Consider the following 15656-nt stretch of genomic DNA (forward strand, 5'->3'; position numbering starts at 1 on the left):
TCTAGGCTTGTGGGAGGGGTGCGTGGGCGTCACATCCGCCCACGCACCCCCGGTTCGTCGGCTCAGCGGAGCCGGCTCGGCGTCACCGCTTGCGCCAGGCAACGCTGGCGTTGCGCACGGTGGCGTGGTTCGACGTGTGCACCGAAGCGCGGACCGTCTGCACCTTCAGCTTCTCGACCTTCACGCGGGTCACCTCCCTTCCGAACTCGTGGACGGTTGTTCCGACGGAACCGCCGCCAGTAGTGCGTCGGCGTCCCGTTGGCTCGCGATGAGCGCGGCATAGCTCGGGCAGCGCTCCAGCAGCACCTCGTGCGGTGCCACATCGACAACCTGTCCGTGCTCGAGGAGCGCGACCAGGTCGGCGGTGCGGATGGTGGCCAGGCGGTGGGCGATGACCAGGGTCGTCCGGCCGGCCCGCAGCCGGTCCAGCGCCGCGCCGATCTCGCGTTCACTGAGCACGTCGAGCTGGCTGGACGATTCGTCGAGGACCAGGATCGGGGCGTCGCGCAGCAGGGCACGGGCCAGCGCGACCCGTTGCCGCTCGCCACCGGAGAGCCGGGCGCCGCGCTGACCGACGACCGTGTCGAGCCCGTCGGGCAGCCGGCGCAGCACCGGTCGCAGTTGCGCGGCGGCGCAGACCTCGTCCAGGGCTGCGCCGCTCGCCTCCGGCGCGGCCAGCACCAGGTTCTCCCGGAGGGTGTCGTGCAGCAGGAAGACGTCCTGCGGCACGTACGCGACCAGCCGCAGCAGGCCCGCCAGGCGGTACTCCCGGATGTCGACGCCGTCGACCCGCAGCACGCCGCGCTGCGGGTCGAACGCGCGCAGCAGCAGGTTCGCCATCGTGGACTTGCCGGCGCCGGTCGCACCGACAAGTGCCACCGTGCTCCCCGCCGGGATGGTCAGGTCGGCACCGCGCAGCACCCAGGACTCGTGCTCGCCGTAGCGGAACCACACCCCGTCGAAGGTGACGGTGCCGGCGGTGGCCGGGGCGTCGCGCGTTCCGGTGTCGGCCACCACCGCCGGCTCTTCCAGCAGGTCGAAGACCCAATCCGCCGAGGACGAGGTCAGCCCCCAGATCCGGGTGACCTTCAGCAGGGTCAGCAGTGGCGTGAACGAAGCGGTGGCGAACACGGTGGCGGCCACCAGCGTCGGCACCTCGACGCCCCGCCACACGGCGGCGGCCAGCACCGAGACCGTGCCCGCGCCGGTCAGGGCCGCGCACACCGCCTGCTCCAGCCCGCCGCGTACGGTCTGCCGCCGCTGCGCCTCGGCCAACTCGGCGCTGGCCTCGGCGATCCCGACCCGAGCGTCCTCGCCGCGGCCGAAGGTGAGCACCTCCCGGATGCCCTGCACCAGATCCACCGTCCGGGTGCCGACCAGCGCGTGCAGGTCCCGTACCCGCCGGCCGTGCGCGGCGTTGCGGCGGCGCAGCGCGAACGGCACGGTGGCGACCAGCAGCAGCCACGGCGTCAGCGCCAGCGCCAGCGGCCAGGCGACGACGGCCAGCCCGGCCAGCGCGACCGGTGGCAGGATCAGGGCGACCGCGATGTAGATCGAGGTGTGCGCGTAGAAGATCTCCAGGCTCTCCGCGTCACGCAGGGCGACCGCGGCGAGATCGCCCGTGCGGCGCTTGACCAGTCCGCCCGGCGCGATCCGCTCGAAGGCGCGGTAGAGCCAGTACCGGACCTCCGCCAGCAGCCGGAACGACAGCTCGTGGGAGATCCACGCCTCCAGCCAGTTGGCGAGTGCCTGCACCGCCATCAGGGCCAGGGTCAGCAGCGCCAGCGGCCAGAGCCGCGAGGTGGCCGCCCCGGTCAGCGCCAACCCCACCAGGTAGCCGCCCAGGGTCAGCGCGGCGATCCCGGCGCCCTGGTTGAGTACTCCGAACAGGACGGAGAGCGCGTAGGGGAACCGGTACGCGGCCAACACCCGCAGCAGTCCGGCCGTACCGCGCCGGCCCGGCCCGGTGTCGCCGAGCAGCCCCGGTTGCCAGCTCACCGCGCCGCCCCCGCGTGCGCCCCGACCAGTCGCGACCATGCCCCGCCGGTCGCGAGCAGGTCGTCCGGGGCGCCGTACTCGACGACCCGGCCGCCGTCGAGCACCGCCACCTGGTCGGCGCCGGCCACCGTGGAGAGCCGGTGCGCGATGACCAGCGTGGTACGCCCCGCCGTCGCCTCGGCCAGCGCCGTCCGCAGCCGCTCCTCGGTCGCGCCGTCCACACTGGAGGTCGCCTCGTCCAGGACGAGGACCGGGGCGTCGGCCAGCAGGGCGCGGGCGATGGCCAGCCGTTGCCGCTGCCCGCCGGAGAGCCGGGTGCCGCGCTCGCCGACGACCGTGGCGTAGCCCTGCGGCAGGGCCGCGATCTCGTCGTGGATCCGCGCCCTGCGGCAGGCCGCCGTCAGGTCGGCATCGCTCGCCCCGGGCCGAGCCATCCGCAGGTTGTCGGCCACACTGCCGTGGAACAGGTACGCCTCCTGGCTCACCACCGCCGTCAGCGCCCGCGCCTGCCGCAGCGAGAGGTGCCGCAGGTCGACGCCGTCGACCTCGACGGCACCGCTGCTCGGGTCGTGGAACCGTTGCAGCAGGGCGGCCAGGGTCGACTTCCCGGCACCGGAACGCCCGACAAGCGCGGTGGTGCGGCCGGCCGGCAGGGTCAGGTCCACCTCCACCACCGCCGGCTGGTCGGAGCCGGGATACGTGAAGCTGACCTGCCGGAACCGCACCTGCACCGGTCCGCCGTCCCCGCGCACCGCCCGCGCCTCGGCTGGTTCGCCGACCGGCGCTGGCGCGTCGAGCAGCGCGAAGATGCCGTCCGCGGCGGCCATTCCGGAGAACCCCTCGTGCCAGTAGTTCTGCAACTCCAGTTGCGGCCGGAACGCCTCGGCGGCCAGCAGCAGCACCAGCAGTACGGCCGCCGCGTCCACCGCCCCGTCGGCGTGCCGCAGCCCGGCGACGGCGACCGCCAACGCCGTTCCGGCCGTGGTGATCAGCGCGGTGGCGACGTACACCGTCGCCGAGGCGGCCAGGTCCCGCATCGTCGCCCGGTAGACCCGGGCCGCCTCCGCCCGCAGCCGCTCGCCGTGCCGGCCACTCGCACCCAGGGTCTTGAGCGTGGTCATGCCGTAGAGGGCGTCGAGCATCTTGACGGCGAACGCCTCGTACGCCGCCCAGTGCGCCTTGCCGCGCCGACCGAGCAGGCGGCGGAACACCGGCCGCGCCAGCGGCAACAGCGCGACCGCGACACCGACGATCACCGCACTGACCGGGTCGACGACGGCCAGCACCGCCACGACCAGCGCCGGTCCGGTGACGCTCACCACTACCTGCGGCAGGTAGAAGCCGACGTACGCGTCGAGTGCCTCCACACCGTCGGCGACGGCGGTGTGGATGGTGCCGACCGGGCGGCCCGCCGTCCCACCGGGACCGAGCTCCAGCAGCCGGCGGGTCACCCTGTCACGCAGTCGCAGTTTCACCGCTGCGGCCGTCCTGGTCGCGGCGAGGTCGCGTACCCACAGCAGCATGCTGCGGGCGGCGACCGCGAGCACCGCGACCGCCAACGGGGCGGCGAGGTGCCCGACGGCCTGGCCGTCCGCCGCCCGGCGCAGCGCCTCGGCGAGAGCGACGGCCATCGCGATGGCCGCACCGGTGGCGGCCAGGGCACATGCGACGGTGACGGCGACCGGTCCGGGCGCCTCGGCCAGCAGGCCGAGCAGCCGCCGTCGCACCAGCACAGCCACTCCCTCCGTCGGTTAGCCCCCGATCACCGACCGTGGACCGGCTCCACCATGCCAGTACTTGAAAATGGTTGTCAACACCCTTGGTTATGGAGTTCGATTTCACTAAGCTCGGCGCGTGACCGCCGTCGCCGCACCCGGCCTGCTCCGCGTCCTCTCCGCCCGCACCGAGTTCCGCTGGCTGTGGCTGGGCAACCTGATCAGCGTGTGCGGGGGCTGGTTCAGCGCTGTCGCCGTGTTCGCGATGGTCTACCAGCACACCGGCGCCGGCGTCGCGGCCGGCGCCACCCTCGCGCTGCGGTACCTGCCCGGCGTCCTGATCGGAGGCTTCGCCGGCGTCCTCGCCGACCGGATGGACCGGCGCACCCTCATGGTCGTCACCGACCTCGCCCTCGCCGGCTTCGCCGCCGCGTTCCTGCTCGCCGACAGTCCCCGGTGGATCTGGCTGGTCTATCCGCTGACATTCGTCTCGGCCGCGACGAGCTTCACCTTCCAGGCCGCCCGCAACGCCTGGATGCCGAGCCTCGTCGAGCCCGACGAGTACGTGCTGTTCGGCGCCCTGGTGCAGGTCAACGGACTGCTGTTCCAGGCGGTGGGTGGCCTGGCCGGAGCGGCCGCGGTGACCCTGTTCGGCTGGCGCTGGGCCTTCGTCATCAACGCGGCGTCATTCGCCGTCTCCACCCTGTGCACCCTGCGCGCCCGAGGCGGCCAGCGTCACGGCGACACCGGCAGCGCCCGGAAGGACGGCATCCTGACCGCCCTCGTCGCCGGCATCCGACACGCGCTGCGGCACCGGCAGATCCGCGCCCTGCTGGCCGTCGAGGCCGTGTTCTGCCTCGGCCTCGGCGCGACGATCGTCACCATGACCTTCCTCGCCACCCGCACCTACCAGCTCGGCAACGGGGGCGTCGGCTGGTTCTACGCCGTGCAGGGGGTCACCGGAGCCGCCGTCCTGCTGGCGGCCGCCGCCCGCATCCAACGGCTGCCCGCCCGGGGGCAACTGACGGTACTCGGCCTCTCCTGCCTCTGCGAGGGCCTGGCCACCAGCGCGTTCGGGCTGGCACCCGTGGTCGGCTTCGCCCTCGCCTGCTGGGCCGTCGCCGCCGCCGCCGACGTCCTGTACGGTCCGGTGGCCATCGCCGTCCTGCTGCGCCACGCCGACAACGCGATGCGCGGCCGGCTCATGTCCCTGTGGACCGCCACCGCCACCGCAGCCCTGGCCCTGTCGTCCCTGGTCGGCGGCATCCTGGTGGACCGGCTTCCGCCCGGACTCGTCGCCGTCGGAGCCGGCCTGCTGATGGCGGTCGCCGGCGGAACGTGGTTGGTGCTGCTCGGCCGAGGCCAGCTCGACACGTCCGTTCAGCCGTGAACGGCGGCGGCGCGGCCACCCTCCGCTTCCGCCGACCGCGCCGCCCGCGCCAAGCCGCCCTTCGCCTCTGCGTGGGGCCCTCCGCCTCTGTCCGGGGCGGGGACATCCCGGGGCTGCGCGCCGCGCTGTCCCGCGTCGGCCGGCCCGCACACCACGGTGGTTCCCGACGTGACCCGCGCCTCGCCGGATGCCGCCCGGACGGGACTCCCCACCGGGGCGATTAGCATGGGCCCCGCCGTGGTGTTCGGGAAGCCGGTGTGAAACCGGCGCGGCCCTCGCCACTGTGAACGGGACAGCCGTCGGCCCTCGTCGGGCAACGAGGTCACTGGGCGCGATTCGCCTGGGAAGGCCGGCCGGCGGCGCACCGCCCGTCAGCCAGGAAACCGGCCACGGCACCGACGACCCGTCCACGAGGTGCTGGAAGGCGGTCTGCGATGCGCGTGCGCGCTGTGCGGTCCCTCATGTCCTGGCGCGTTGCCGCGCCACTGTCCGTCATGCTCGTCGCCCTGTCCGGCTGTGCCGGCGGCGACGCCGAACCCGAGGCGGGCTCCGGCAGCGGCGCGGCCACCGTCACCAACTGCGGTGTCGGGGTACCGACCGGTACCCCGCCCGCCAGGATCTTCGCGGCGTTCCACAACGGCGTGGAAGCGGTGTACGCGCTCGGCGCCGGCGACAGGCTGGTCGGAGCCGCCTACCTCGACAATCCGCTGCTGCCCGAGTACGCCGCGCAGTTCCAGCCGAAGGAGCAGAAGCCGACGTACTACCCGGAGGAGTACCCGAGCCGCGAGGAGGTGCTGCGGCTCGACCCGGACTTCGTCGTCTCCGGCTTCACCGGCGCCTTCACCACCGAGGGCCTGGGCACCCGGGCCGAGCTGGAGAAGATCGGCATCGGCTCGTACCTGTTCACCCAGTACTGCCCGACCACGGACGGGCAGGGCCAGAAGTCGCTGGCCGACAACGACGTCTCGCTCGACGGCGTCTACGGCGACCTGACCGACCTGGGGCGGGTTCTCGGAGCGACGTCTCGCGCCGAGGCGCTGGTCGCCTCGATGAGGAAGACCGTCGCCGACGTCGAGAGCAGGCTCACCGGGGTGCGGCGGCCTACGGTGGCGATGCTGAACCGGCCCGGCGGTGGCGAGTTGCGTGTCTTCGGCACCGAGGACGTGGCCACCACGATCATCGAGAAGGCCGGCGGCACCCAGGTCTTCGCCGACGTACCCGGCCGGCTGGCCCGGATCGGCACCGAGGAGCTGATCAAGCGCAAGCCGGAGGTGATCGTGGTGCCGGCCTGCTGCGGCGCCGACATCGGCCCGGACGGCGCGCAGAGCGTGATCGACGGGCTCAGGTCCGACCCGGCGCTGGCGAACGTACCGGCGATCCGGAACGGCCGGATCTACGCGGTGACGTTCGCCGAGATCACGCCAGGGGTGCGCAACGCCGACGCGGTGGCGACCCTGGCGAAGCTGCTGCACCCGGAACGGTTCTGAACGCTCGGGCTGCCGGGCTGGCCGGGGCGGTCGTCGTGCTGACGGCGGCCGTGTGCGGGTCCCTGCTGGTCGGCAACGAGACGATCGGCCCGGGCACGGTCCTCGACACCCTGCTGCGTCCGGACGGCTCGGACGCGCAGCGGATCGTGCAATACCTGCGGATCCCCCGTACCCTCGTCGGGATCTTCGCCGGTGCGGCCCTCGGCGTCGCGGGCGGCCTGTTGCAGGGTCTGACCCGCAACGCGCTGGCCGGGCCGGAGGTGCTCGGGGTCAACGCGGGCGCCGCGCTCAGTGTGGTGCTGGGGATCTCCGTGTTCGGCGTGCACACCTTCGGCGGCTGGGTGTGGTTCTCCTTCGCCGGGGCGGCGCTGGCCGGCGCCGGGGTGTACGCGTTGAGCTCGCTGGGTCGCGGCGGGGCCACCCCGGTGAAGCTGGCGCTGGCCGGTGCGGCCGCGACCGCCCTGCTCGGCGGGCTGACCACGGCGCTGACGCTGCTGGACGTCAACACGTTCAACTCCTACCGGTACTGGTCGGTGGGCGCGCTGACCGCGGCGGACATCTCGGTGATCGGAGCCGCGCTGCCGTTCCTCGCCGCCGGGGCGGTGCTGGCGGCGATGTCGGTGCGGGCGCTGGACGCCATCGCGCTCGGCGACGACATGGCCCGTTCGCTCGGGCAGCGGCTGGCCGCCGGCCGGGCGACCGCGGCCCTGGCGGTGGTGCTGCTCGCCGGCACGGCGGTGGCCCTGGCCGGTCCGATCGCGTTCGTCGGGCTGACGGTGCCACACATGGCGCGGGCGCTGGTCGGGCCGGCGCACCGGTGGCTGCTGCCGTACGCGGCGGTGCTGGCGCCGGTGGTGCTGCTCGCCGCCGACGTGCTCGGCCGGGTGGTGGCCAAGCCACAGGAGTTGCAGGCCGGGATCGTCACCGCGATCGCCGGCGCGCCGTTCTTCGTCGCCCTGGTACGCCGCCGCAGGCTGGCCGAGCTGTGAAAGTCCTGCGGATCGCCGGCCGCTCGGCGCGGGTCGATGCGCGGGCCGTCGCGGTCACCGTGGTCGCGCTGGTCGTCGCCCTGACCGCGATGGTGGCCTCGCTGACCCTGGGTGATTACCCGCTGCCGGTCTCCGACATCCTCGCCGTGCTTTCCGGCGGCCCGGGCACGACCCGCCGCAGTTCCTACGTGATCCTTCACCTACGGCTGCCCCGCGCGCTCGGCGCGATCGCCGTCGGTGCCGCGTTCGGCCTGGCCGGGGCGATCGTGCAGCGCGTGGTACGCAACCCGCTGGCCAGCCCGGACATCATCGGTATCAACGCCGGCGCGGGCACCGTGGCGGTCTTCCTGGTCGTGATCGTCGCCGCCCGCCCGGCCACCGTCGCACTCGGCGCGCTGACCGGCGCCCTGGCCACCGCCGTGGCGATCTATCTGCTGTCCCGGCGCCGTGGCGTCACCGGGTACCGGCTCGTGCTGGTCGGCATCGGAATCACCGCGATGCTCACGTCGGTCACCGCGTACCTGCTCAACACCGCCAACGTCTACACCGCCGAGCAGGCCGCGGTCTGGCTCTCCGGCAGCCTTGCCGGCCGGTCCTGGGGGCACGTACTGCCGGTGGTGCTCGCGGTGGCGGTGCTGCTGCCGGTGGCGTTGCGGCTGGCCGCGTCGCTGCGCGCCCTCGAACTCGGCGACGACCTGGCCCTCGCCCTGGGTACCCGAGCCGAACCGGCCCGGGTCGGGCTGCTCGCCACGGCGGTCGTCCTAGCGGCCGTGGCGACGGCGGCGGCCGGCCCGATCGCGTTCGTCGCCCTGGCCGCGCCGCAACTGGCCCGCCGCCTCGTCCGCGAGCGCGGCCTCGCCCTGGTCACCTCGGCCGCGGTCGGTGCCGCGCTGCTGGGCTGCGCGGACCTGGCCGCCCGCCGGGTCCTCGCCCCGACCGAACTGCCCGTCGGGGTGCTCACCACGGTCCTCGGCGCCCCGCTGCTCGTCTGGCTGCTGGCCAGAGCCAACCGCGTCGGGAGGACAGAATGACCGAACTACGCGCCACCCGGCTCGGCCTCGGCTACCACGGCCGCACCGTGGTCACCGGCCTCGACCTGCGGATCGCGCCCGGCCGGATCACCGCCGTCGTAGGACCCAACGCCTGCGGCAAGTCCACGCTGCTGCGCGGCCTGGCCCGACTGCTCCGCCCGGACACCGGCACGGTGCTGCTCGACGGCCGCGACATCCACCGGCTGCCGACCCGCGAGGTCGCCGCCCGCATCGGCGTACTGCCGCAGCAGCCCGTCGCCCCGGACGGCATCACCGCCGGTGACCTGGTCGCCCGGGGACGACATCCGCACCAGACGTGGCTGCGGCAGTGGTCGGCCGCCGACGAACAGGCGGTCAGCACCGCCCTGGCCGCCACCGGCGTCACCGACCTGGCCGACCGACCCGTCGACGAACTCTCCGGCGGCCAGCGACAACGCGTCTGGATCGCCCTGGCCCTCGCCCAGGACACCGACCTGCTGCTGCTCGACGAACCGACCACCTTCCTCGACCTCGCCCACCAACTCGAGGTCCTCGACCTGCTCACCGACCTCAACACCGCCGGCCGCACGGTCGTCGCCGTGCTGCACGACCTCAACATGGCCTGCCGTTACGCCCACGAAATCGTCGCGATGCGCGACGGCGCCGTACTCGCCCAGGGTCCGCCCGCCGAGGTCGTCGACGCGCGACTGGTCGAGACGGTGTTCGGTGTACGGGCCCGCGTCATCGTCGATCCGACCACCGGAACACCACTCGTGCTGCCGGAGCCGCGCACCACCCGCTGACAGCTCCCGGCAGTCGCCCTGCCGCAATCTCCCCTCGGGAACAGGCGTCGATCGGGTAATTCAGCAAGCGATCCGTACGTAGCGACACGGGCCGGCACCGCCGTACTACACAATCTTGCCCTCCACATTTCGGCCCAGGTTCGGGTGGCCCGAGAGGCAGTAATGATCCCTGGTCGAGGGCGGTTTCGTACCGCTACTCACTGCTACCACCGAATGTGAGCCAGAGACGTTCGATCCACAGACACGCGGATGGCTGCCTCCACGTGACCGCCGATCCGTCATCAACGGTCAGGAGCGCCCAGCTGAGCGGATAACTGTTCGAGCCGTACGGCCAATACGGCGTACGCTGCCCGCCGTGCGTAGACCGCAGCCGACCGGCGTGCTGATGGACCTCGGCAACCTGCCCGAATACTGGGGAATGCTCGCCAGCGAGTTCCAGACGCTGGAGAGCCTCCCGGCACTGGCCGAGGCGCGCCTGCTGTCCGATCGTGCCTTCGACGAGTCGCAGGTCGCCGGCCCCCGGACCTACATGGCGGTCGAGCGGTACCTCGGCGTGGCCAGGGACAACCACGAGGCGCTACTCGCGTTGCTGGAACATCGGGGCGCGACAGTGTGGGCGCCGTGGAGTCTGCTGCGGCCGATCTTCGAAGCGTCGTTCTTCGCGACCTGGATCATCGACCCATCCTCCGGGCGCGAGCGTCGCCTGCGCGGGCTACGCAGTGAGGTTCAGGACTTCTACCAGCGGCGTAAGCATCGGGCGGTGTTCAAGCGGCTGCCGCAGACACGGCGGCATGTTGAGGACGCCGAGCGCAAGGAGGAGCAGGGCCAGCTGGCCGTGTACCGGTCCGAGGCTGCCGCGCTCGGGGAGTCGTTCGACCGCGTGCACCAGAGGATCAATGTCGCCGAAGAACTGCTCAAACTGAACTTCGTGCGAGGCAAGGATGATTTCGCCGTGTTCCTGGAAGGTACCTGGCGGCTGCTGTCGGGCTTCGAGCACGGACTTGCCTGGGCCCTGCTGCGAGGCGCCGATCGTGGTGCGGAGACGGAGATCCCGGGCGGTAAGGGCGTGGTCTTGTCGATCAACGACAACGAGTTCGTAAATGCCGCCAAGGTGACCTATGCACTGCTAGCAACGGCCTGCCGACTACTCAAGAGCCGCCACCTGGAGTCAGACCGCCGGTGAGCAGCCGGCCTGCGGCTCAGGCGTAGCACATGGCCGACCGGTAGCCGATCCGAGAGAGCGGCGAAGCGCAGGGCATCGGGGCGATAGTTCAAGGCTTCTCCAAGCTGGCGGTCCCCCGCCGATCCGCTCCCACGCCACGGGCCGCAGGCTTCGTCGCGCCCCTGGAAACCGGTCCGAGTGGCGGTGATGTACTCGGCACGTGCCCGACTGGGCTGCTCACCCAGGAGCCAGATCAGCAACTTCGGGTCCGACTCGCGACGCTCGCGCACAGCGCGTTGGCGTAGTCCTAGTTTTGCCTGCACTCTGTCCGGACCATCAGGGCGAGGCCGGTGGTGGCGAGGAGGCCGGCTGCGGCGGGGATGAGGAAGACGAGGGGAAGGCCGATGGATGTGGCGCCGAGTCCTCCGGCGGCACCGCCGAGCGCGGAGGCGAGGGCGGTGGAACTGATGAAGATGGCTGAGGCGGTCGCGACGGCGGTCGGTAGTAGCTGCTGGGCGACGATGATCCCGAGGGCGGCGAACACACCCCAGACCGCGCCCATCAGGACCTGACCGGTGAACAGACCGGCGGCGGTGCCGGTGGTAGCGAAGCAGATGTTTGCTGCTACTCCGGCGCCGGCGCCGACCACCATGAGGCGCATCATTCCGATTCTGCGGGCGACGAGGACGGCCAGCGGCATCAGGATGATCTCGACCAGCGGTTGGATGCCGATGATCGCTCCGCTGAGCCCGGCCGGGAACTCCAGCTGTCTGGTCATGTAGATCGGCAGGTAGGCGTACTTGATGGGCTCTCCGAGGTACACCAGGACGTACAGCCCGGTGAACGTGAGCAGTGGCAGCAGCGCTCTGGTGGTGGGGGCGGTCGGCCGTGGTTCCGGCGACTGCGACGTGCCGCCGTCGATGGGCGCGGTGCGCATTGTTCCCAGGGGGATGATCTGGGCGAGGGTGCAGCAGGCGGTGGCGACGAGCATGGTGCGCAGCGAGGTGTGCGCGGCGAGGAAGGCTCCGGCGACGGGACCGATGACCCAGCCGCCGGTCAGGGCCATCCGTACCGCGGCGACGACGCCGTCGTTGTTCGGGTTGGGGTGTGCCTTGAGGTGGTCGTGTATCGCGGCGAACAGTTGGGAGGTGGCGGCGCCGCCGAACGCGCCGATGACGGCGCTGATGACGTACGGCATCCACAGCTGTGTCGAGTAGGCGATGCCGATCCAGCCGACGAAGCCCAGGACGGCGCACCACCGGAACAGGCCCAGCCGGCGCCCGGTGTGATCCGACCTGCGGCCGACGAGATAGCCGGCCACCGGTGCCGTCAGGCTCGTGAGGTAGAACAGTCCCGCGGTGCGCAGGGAGGCACCGAGGTCGTTGACCAGGAACGACGCGATCTGTGGTGCGGCGGCCGAGAACCCGACGGCGCCGAGGAAGACCGCGATGGTCGCACCGCGGTGCAGCGGCGAGGTGAGCGTCAGACGCAGTGCCGAGGAACGCGCCACGGGTGGGTCGGGCGCCGGGGCGGCGGCTTCGACCTGCTCGGGCAGGCTCATCTGTCCCGCGTTCCGTAACTTGGTGCGGGGGTGCTGGCGCGGGTGACGAGTTCGATCGGGAACTGCTGACGGTGACCGGCGGCGGGGACGCCGTCGAGGAGGAGGCGGGTGGCGGCGGTGGCCATCTCCTCGACCGGTAGGCGCATCGTGGTCAGCGGCGGGTTGGTGCAGACGGCGGCGATGCTGTCGTCGAAGCCGACGATGCTCACGTCGTCCGGGACACGTCGCCCGGTGGCGGTGATGGCTTGCACGGCTCCGGCGGCCATCAGGTCGCAGGCGACGAACATCGCGTCGATGTCCGGATCCTGCCGCAGAAGGCACTGTGCGGCGTGGTGGCCGCCGTCGCGGTGGAAGTCGCCGTCCGCGCTGGCATGCGGCAGTCCGAGGTCATCAACCGCGCGCCGGTAGCCGGCGCGCCGGTCGATGGCGCAGGGATTTCGGGCGGGTCCGTGGATGGCGGCGATACGACGTCGGCCGAGCCGGTGAAGTTCTCGAACCGCGGCGTACGCACCGCCGACGTTGTCGGCCCGCATCGCCGGGACCGATGGCGCGGTCGGCACCATCGACACCACCCGCCGGCACCGGCGGTGGAAACGGGTAGCAAGATCCGGGGTGATGTCGGCGAGGACCGCCCCGACGGTGGTGTTGGCAGCGATCTCGTCGATCGCGTCGCCAGCTGCCTCAAGCCCGACCGCGTGCAGGCGCAACTGCACGCGGGCACCTTCCAGGACCGGCATCATGCCCGCCAGGACGCGGCTGAAGTACGGATGCGTACCGAGCCAGCCGATACCCGGACCGTAGGTCACCGCGATGACGTCCACGGCCCGTAGCCGACCGGAGGCCAGCGCCCTGGCTGTCTCGTTCGGCTGGTAACCCAGCTCGGTCACCGCCGCACGGACACGTGCTCGCAGCGGACCCGACGCACCCGGAACGTTATTGATCACGCGGGACGCGGTCGCCCGGGACACGCCTGCCACCCGGGCGACGTCCTCGATCGTCGGCTTGACCTTGCTCATCGGGCGCCTGCACTCTCCCCGGCGATCACCCGCCGCCGCGTGCGCCGAACGATAGACCCGAGAGCGCTCTCACCCGAAGCAGACGAATTCGGGGTCCAATCGATCAAGATTATGTCGCAAGCCGGTCACTTCATATCCGATTGGTTCGTCGAGGGACGCCAAGAGGCCAGCCTGGGGCACGGGGGACCGGGTGCAGGACGGTTCGACATCGCTGCCGACATGACGACCCACAGCAGGTCACCAACGGTGGCGCCGGGCCGGTACGAACGTATGCGGGGCGGGTCTGACCCAGCAGTTGGTCGCGGCCGCCGGCGGGGTTGACGTGTTGGCCGACGCGGCAGTCGATCTGTTCGACAGCGGTGTGACGCAGGTAGCAGTGACCCGTCCGCCGGCTACCTGCTCAAGGAGGCGACCTACGCGAGCTCACCGTCGCGATCCGCCGGGTCCCGGCCGGCAAGATGGTCACCGACTACTCGCCGGCGACTGCCCTGAAGGAGGTGGTGGCTATCACCTCCTTCAGGGCAACGCACTGTCTAGTCCCGGGCTATCCGTGGGGACTCAAAGCCGAAGAATGGTTTTGGTGTTGAGGGACGTGAGGCCACAGGCTGAGCTAGTGCTGGTGGCGGTGACGATGTACCCGACGGGGATCGGCGAGTTACTGCACACCTGCTCCGACTGACCCGGGATCTTGATGGATCGGCGGTTGAAGGACAAGTTGCCGCAGATGGCGTGAGTAGAATTCGCCACCACCACGTACCCCGACGGCATGAGCGAGTTGCCACAGATCTCCTCAGCCACACCCGGGATCTTGATCATCTTGCGGTTCAATGACGAGTTCCCGCAGATGGTGTGGGTCGAGTTCGCCACGACCACGTAGCCGGACGGGATCGGTGAACTGCTACAGACAGTCTCGGTCGGGCCGGGAATGGTGATGGTCCTGGTGTTGAACGAGCCACTACCGCAGCTCCAGTGTGTGCCGATCGCGATGACGACGTAGCCGGACGGGATCGGCGTGCCGCTACAGATGGTCACCGGGTTGGCGTGGGCGGGGCTCGGTGCCGTGAGAGCGGTGGCCGCCATGACCGACACCACAACAACAAGTAACGCTCTAGATACTCTCCGCATTTAGACAGGTTAGGAAGGGTATGGGCTGATCGGAAGCCTGCTGTCGGGCTGATTACTACCAGCGGCCCGCCGGACGTCCCACGTCGCCGGAGTTCGTACGTCAGATGATGCGGGGTCAGCTTGCGCTCGTAACGAGGATCGGCCAAGCGATCGTGGCCGTGGCTGGGACGATGTTGTGGGATTCGGCGGCGTCAGCAGGTGCTCTCCGCGGTGGTTGTGCTCTGTCGAGGCATCTGCCTGACGGGCGGGGTGGTGTCGTAGCCGGCGGAGTGGGGGCGAACAGTTCGGCGTACCGGCCGCGCGAGGATCGTCGGCGGGTCCGGAGTGACGGCGTAAGAGTCAAGTAGCGTTGCACCGCGCGTCCGGCGCCGAGCACCCCACCCGTCGTTGCCAGAGCATGATGCCCCCTTCTTACGCACGCCACGCAGCCGGCCAGGATCCACGGCAGCAAACGATCACGCTCACGGGTCACGCCGGCACCGTATCGAGCAATCGCCAGCAGCCGGGCAGCTTCGGAAGGCTCCGGCGGTCACTCCGGCGCCTTGGCGCCAGCGGTCCGGGCCGCCGCGACCAACGCGATACCGAGGTACGCGGCCTGGGCCGGCGTCAACGCCACCCAGTCTCCGTCCGAGCCATCGACCAACTCGACGCCCAGGTTGACCGAGGTCGGGCCGGCGTCGAGGCCGGTGCTGAGCGACTGGAGGTCGACGCTAATGGCCCGCTGCTCGGCAGGGAACTCGGCCGGGCCGCCAGTCAGGTCCACGAGATGGAGGTCGTGGAACCGCTCGACAAACGTCGCGCCGAAGATCCGGGGCTGCTCGCAGTCGCCTGGGCACCAGGTGGGGCAACCGGCGTCGTCGTCCAGCATGGCTGCCAGCACCGCAGCCCAATCGACGTCGGACCGGTTCGGCAGCAGCCGCCCAGACGTGGCCCACATCGCCCAGTCGATGACCGCGTCGTCGGCCTGCTCCTGGGTGGTGACGCCGACCCGGCGGGCGGCAGAGGTCCGGTCCTGGCCGCCCTGCTCGTAGGTGTGGATGCGGTAGCCGCGGAGCACGCTGATCTTCTGCTCGGCGGTCAGGTCGGTGTCGTCGAGCACCGCGTACGGGTCACGGCGGACCTGCTCGGCCTCCGGCGGGGTGGCCTGCCGGAGGATGACCGGCCGGACCGTGTCGGGGGCAAGCAGGGTAGCCCAGTCGTTCACGGCGATGTACGGGTCCGGAGCCGGCTCGACGAGGGAGCGAGGGAACTCGGAGACCGCATGAGCAGGGGGTGTCATGCTCTGGTAACGACAGGCGGGTGGCCCGGCGCCGGACATGCCGTGCGACGTCACCCCTCACCAGCGGACGATGCGTGACGCCGTTCCACTGCTGGCTGTACCGTCCAAAGTGGCGAACCGG

At 71.4% G+C, this 15656-nt stretch carries 12 protein-coding genes, 1 pseudogene and 1 riboswitch; of the genes and pseudogenes, 6 read left to right on the forward strand and 7 right to left on the reverse strand.

The window, feature by feature from the left end:
• Window positions 1–189 precede the first annotated feature (189 nt).
• Both ACN28A_RS34530 and ACN28A_RS34535 read right to left on the reverse strand, forming a co-directional pair.
• Window positions 190–1998 (reverse strand): ABC transporter ATP-binding protein, encoded by a 1809-nt coding sequence (locus ACN28A_RS34530; protein WP_421402686.1) that lies wholly within the window; start codon window positions 1996–1998, stop codon window positions 190–192.
• A complete protein-coding gene (locus ACN28A_RS34535; RefSeq protein WP_421402687.1) occupies window positions 1995–3731 on the reverse strand; it encodes an ABC transporter ATP-binding protein/permease in 1737 nt (578 codons plus the stop codon). The genes ACN28A_RS34530 and ACN28A_RS34535 overlap by 4 nt, the downstream gene beginning before the upstream one ends.
• Before the next feature lie 121 nt (window positions 3732–3852).
• On the opposite strand from ACN28A_RS34535, the gene ACN28A_RS34540 reads away from it, so the two are divergent.
• The 6 genes from ACN28A_RS34540 (at window position 3853) to ACN28A_RS34565 (ending at window position 10575) form a co-directional block, all read left to right on the forward strand.
• Window positions 3853–5103: an MFS transporter gene (locus tag ACN28A_RS34540; protein ID WP_421402689.1), complete on the forward strand. Its 1251-nt coding sequence runs from the start codon at window positions 3853–3855 to the stop codon at window positions 5101–5103.
• A 221-nt stretch (window positions 5104–5324) separates the two neighbouring features.
• Window positions 5325–5509: riboswitch (cobalamin riboswitch) on the forward strand.
• Between the two features lie 88 nt (window positions 5510–5597).
• Window positions 5598–6590 carry an ABC transporter substrate-binding protein gene (locus tag ACN28A_RS34545; protein ID WP_421402691.1) on the forward strand — a complete coding sequence of 331 codons (993 nt, stop codon included), beginning with the start codon at window positions 5598–5600 and terminating at the stop codon, window positions 6588–6590.
• A 35-nt stretch (window positions 6591–6625) separates the two neighbouring features.
• Window positions 6626–7579, forward strand: coding sequence for a FecCD family ABC transporter permease (locus ACN28A_RS34550; protein ID WP_421402693.1), 954 nt, complete (start codon window positions 6626–6628; stop codon window positions 7577–7579).
• Window positions 7576–8610: a FecCD family ABC transporter permease gene (locus tag ACN28A_RS34555; protein ID WP_421402694.1), complete on the forward strand. Its 1035-nt coding sequence runs from the start codon at window positions 7576–7578 to the stop codon at window positions 8608–8610. The genes ACN28A_RS34550 and ACN28A_RS34555 overlap by 4 nt, the downstream gene beginning before the upstream one ends.
• Complete coding sequence (locus ACN28A_RS34560) at window positions 8607–9392, forward strand: ABC transporter ATP-binding protein (protein ID WP_421402696.1); 786 nt, start codon at window positions 8607–8609, stop codon at window positions 9390–9392. The genes ACN28A_RS34555 and ACN28A_RS34560 overlap by 4 nt, the downstream gene beginning before the upstream one ends.
• A gap of 355 nt (window positions 9393–9747) precedes the next feature.
• Entirely contained in the window at window positions 9748–10575 is an 828-nt protein-coding gene (locus ACN28A_RS34565) for a hypothetical protein (protein WP_421402698.1), read from the forward strand.
• Between the two features lie 286 nt (window positions 10576–10861).
• On the opposite strand, the gene ACN28A_RS34570 is transcribed toward ACN28A_RS34565, so the two are convergent.
• From ACN28A_RS34570 to ACN28A_RS34590, 5 genes and pseudogenes are all read right to left on the reverse strand, one after another.
• On the reverse strand, window positions 10862–12115 hold the full coding sequence (locus ACN28A_RS34570; RefSeq protein WP_421402700.1) for an MFS transporter: 1254 nt from the start codon (window positions 12113–12115) through the stop codon (window positions 10862–10864).
• Window positions 12112–12936, reverse strand: coding sequence for a LacI family DNA-binding transcriptional regulator (locus ACN28A_RS34575; RefSeq protein WP_421404811.1), 825 nt, complete (start codon window positions 12934–12936; stop codon window positions 12112–12114). The genes ACN28A_RS34570 and ACN28A_RS34575 overlap by 4 nt, the downstream gene beginning before the upstream one ends.
• Window positions 12937–12987: 51 nt before the next feature.
• Window positions 12988–13131, reverse strand: a pseudogene (locus ACN28A_RS34580) (LacI family DNA-binding transcriptional regulator); the annotation flags it as partial.
• A gap of 558 nt (window positions 13132–13689) precedes the next feature.
• Window positions 13690–14211 (reverse strand): hypothetical protein, encoded by a 522-nt coding sequence (locus ACN28A_RS34585; protein WP_421402702.1) that lies wholly within the window; start codon window positions 14209–14211, stop codon window positions 13690–13692.
• A gap of 574 nt (window positions 14212–14785) precedes the next feature.
• Window positions 14786–15460, reverse strand: a complete 675-nt coding sequence (locus ACN28A_RS34590) for a DUF6907 domain-containing protein (protein ID WP_421402704.1) — start codon at window positions 15458–15460, stop codon at window positions 14786–14788.
• Window positions 15461–15656: the final 196 nt, after the last annotated feature.

Source organism: Plantactinospora sp. WMMB782 (genome assembly GCF_049179135.1).
Taxonomy (GTDB): domain Bacteria; phylum Actinomycetota; class Actinomycetes; order Mycobacteriales; family Micromonosporaceae; genus Plantactinospora.

What these genes read in the sequence shown, in the direction of transcription:
- ACN28A_RS34585 (WP_421402702.1), bottom strand. Translation starts at nt 14,211, where the DNA reads ATGGCGGCCACCGCTCTCACGGCACCGAGCCCCGCCCACGCCAACCCG.
- ACN28A_RS34560 (WP_421402696.1), top strand. Translation starts at nt 8,607, where the DNA reads ATGACCGAACTACGCGCCACCCGGCTCGGCCTCGGCTACCACGGCCGC.
- ACN28A_RS34570 (WP_421402700.1), bottom strand. Translation starts at nt 12,115, where the DNA reads ATGAGCCTGCCCGAGCAGGTCGAAGCCGCCGCCCCGGCGCCCGACCCA.
- ACN28A_RS34545 (WP_421402691.1), top strand. Translation starts at nt 5,598, where the DNA reads ATGCTCGTCGCCCTGTCCGGCTGTGCCGGCGGCGACGCCGAACCCGAG.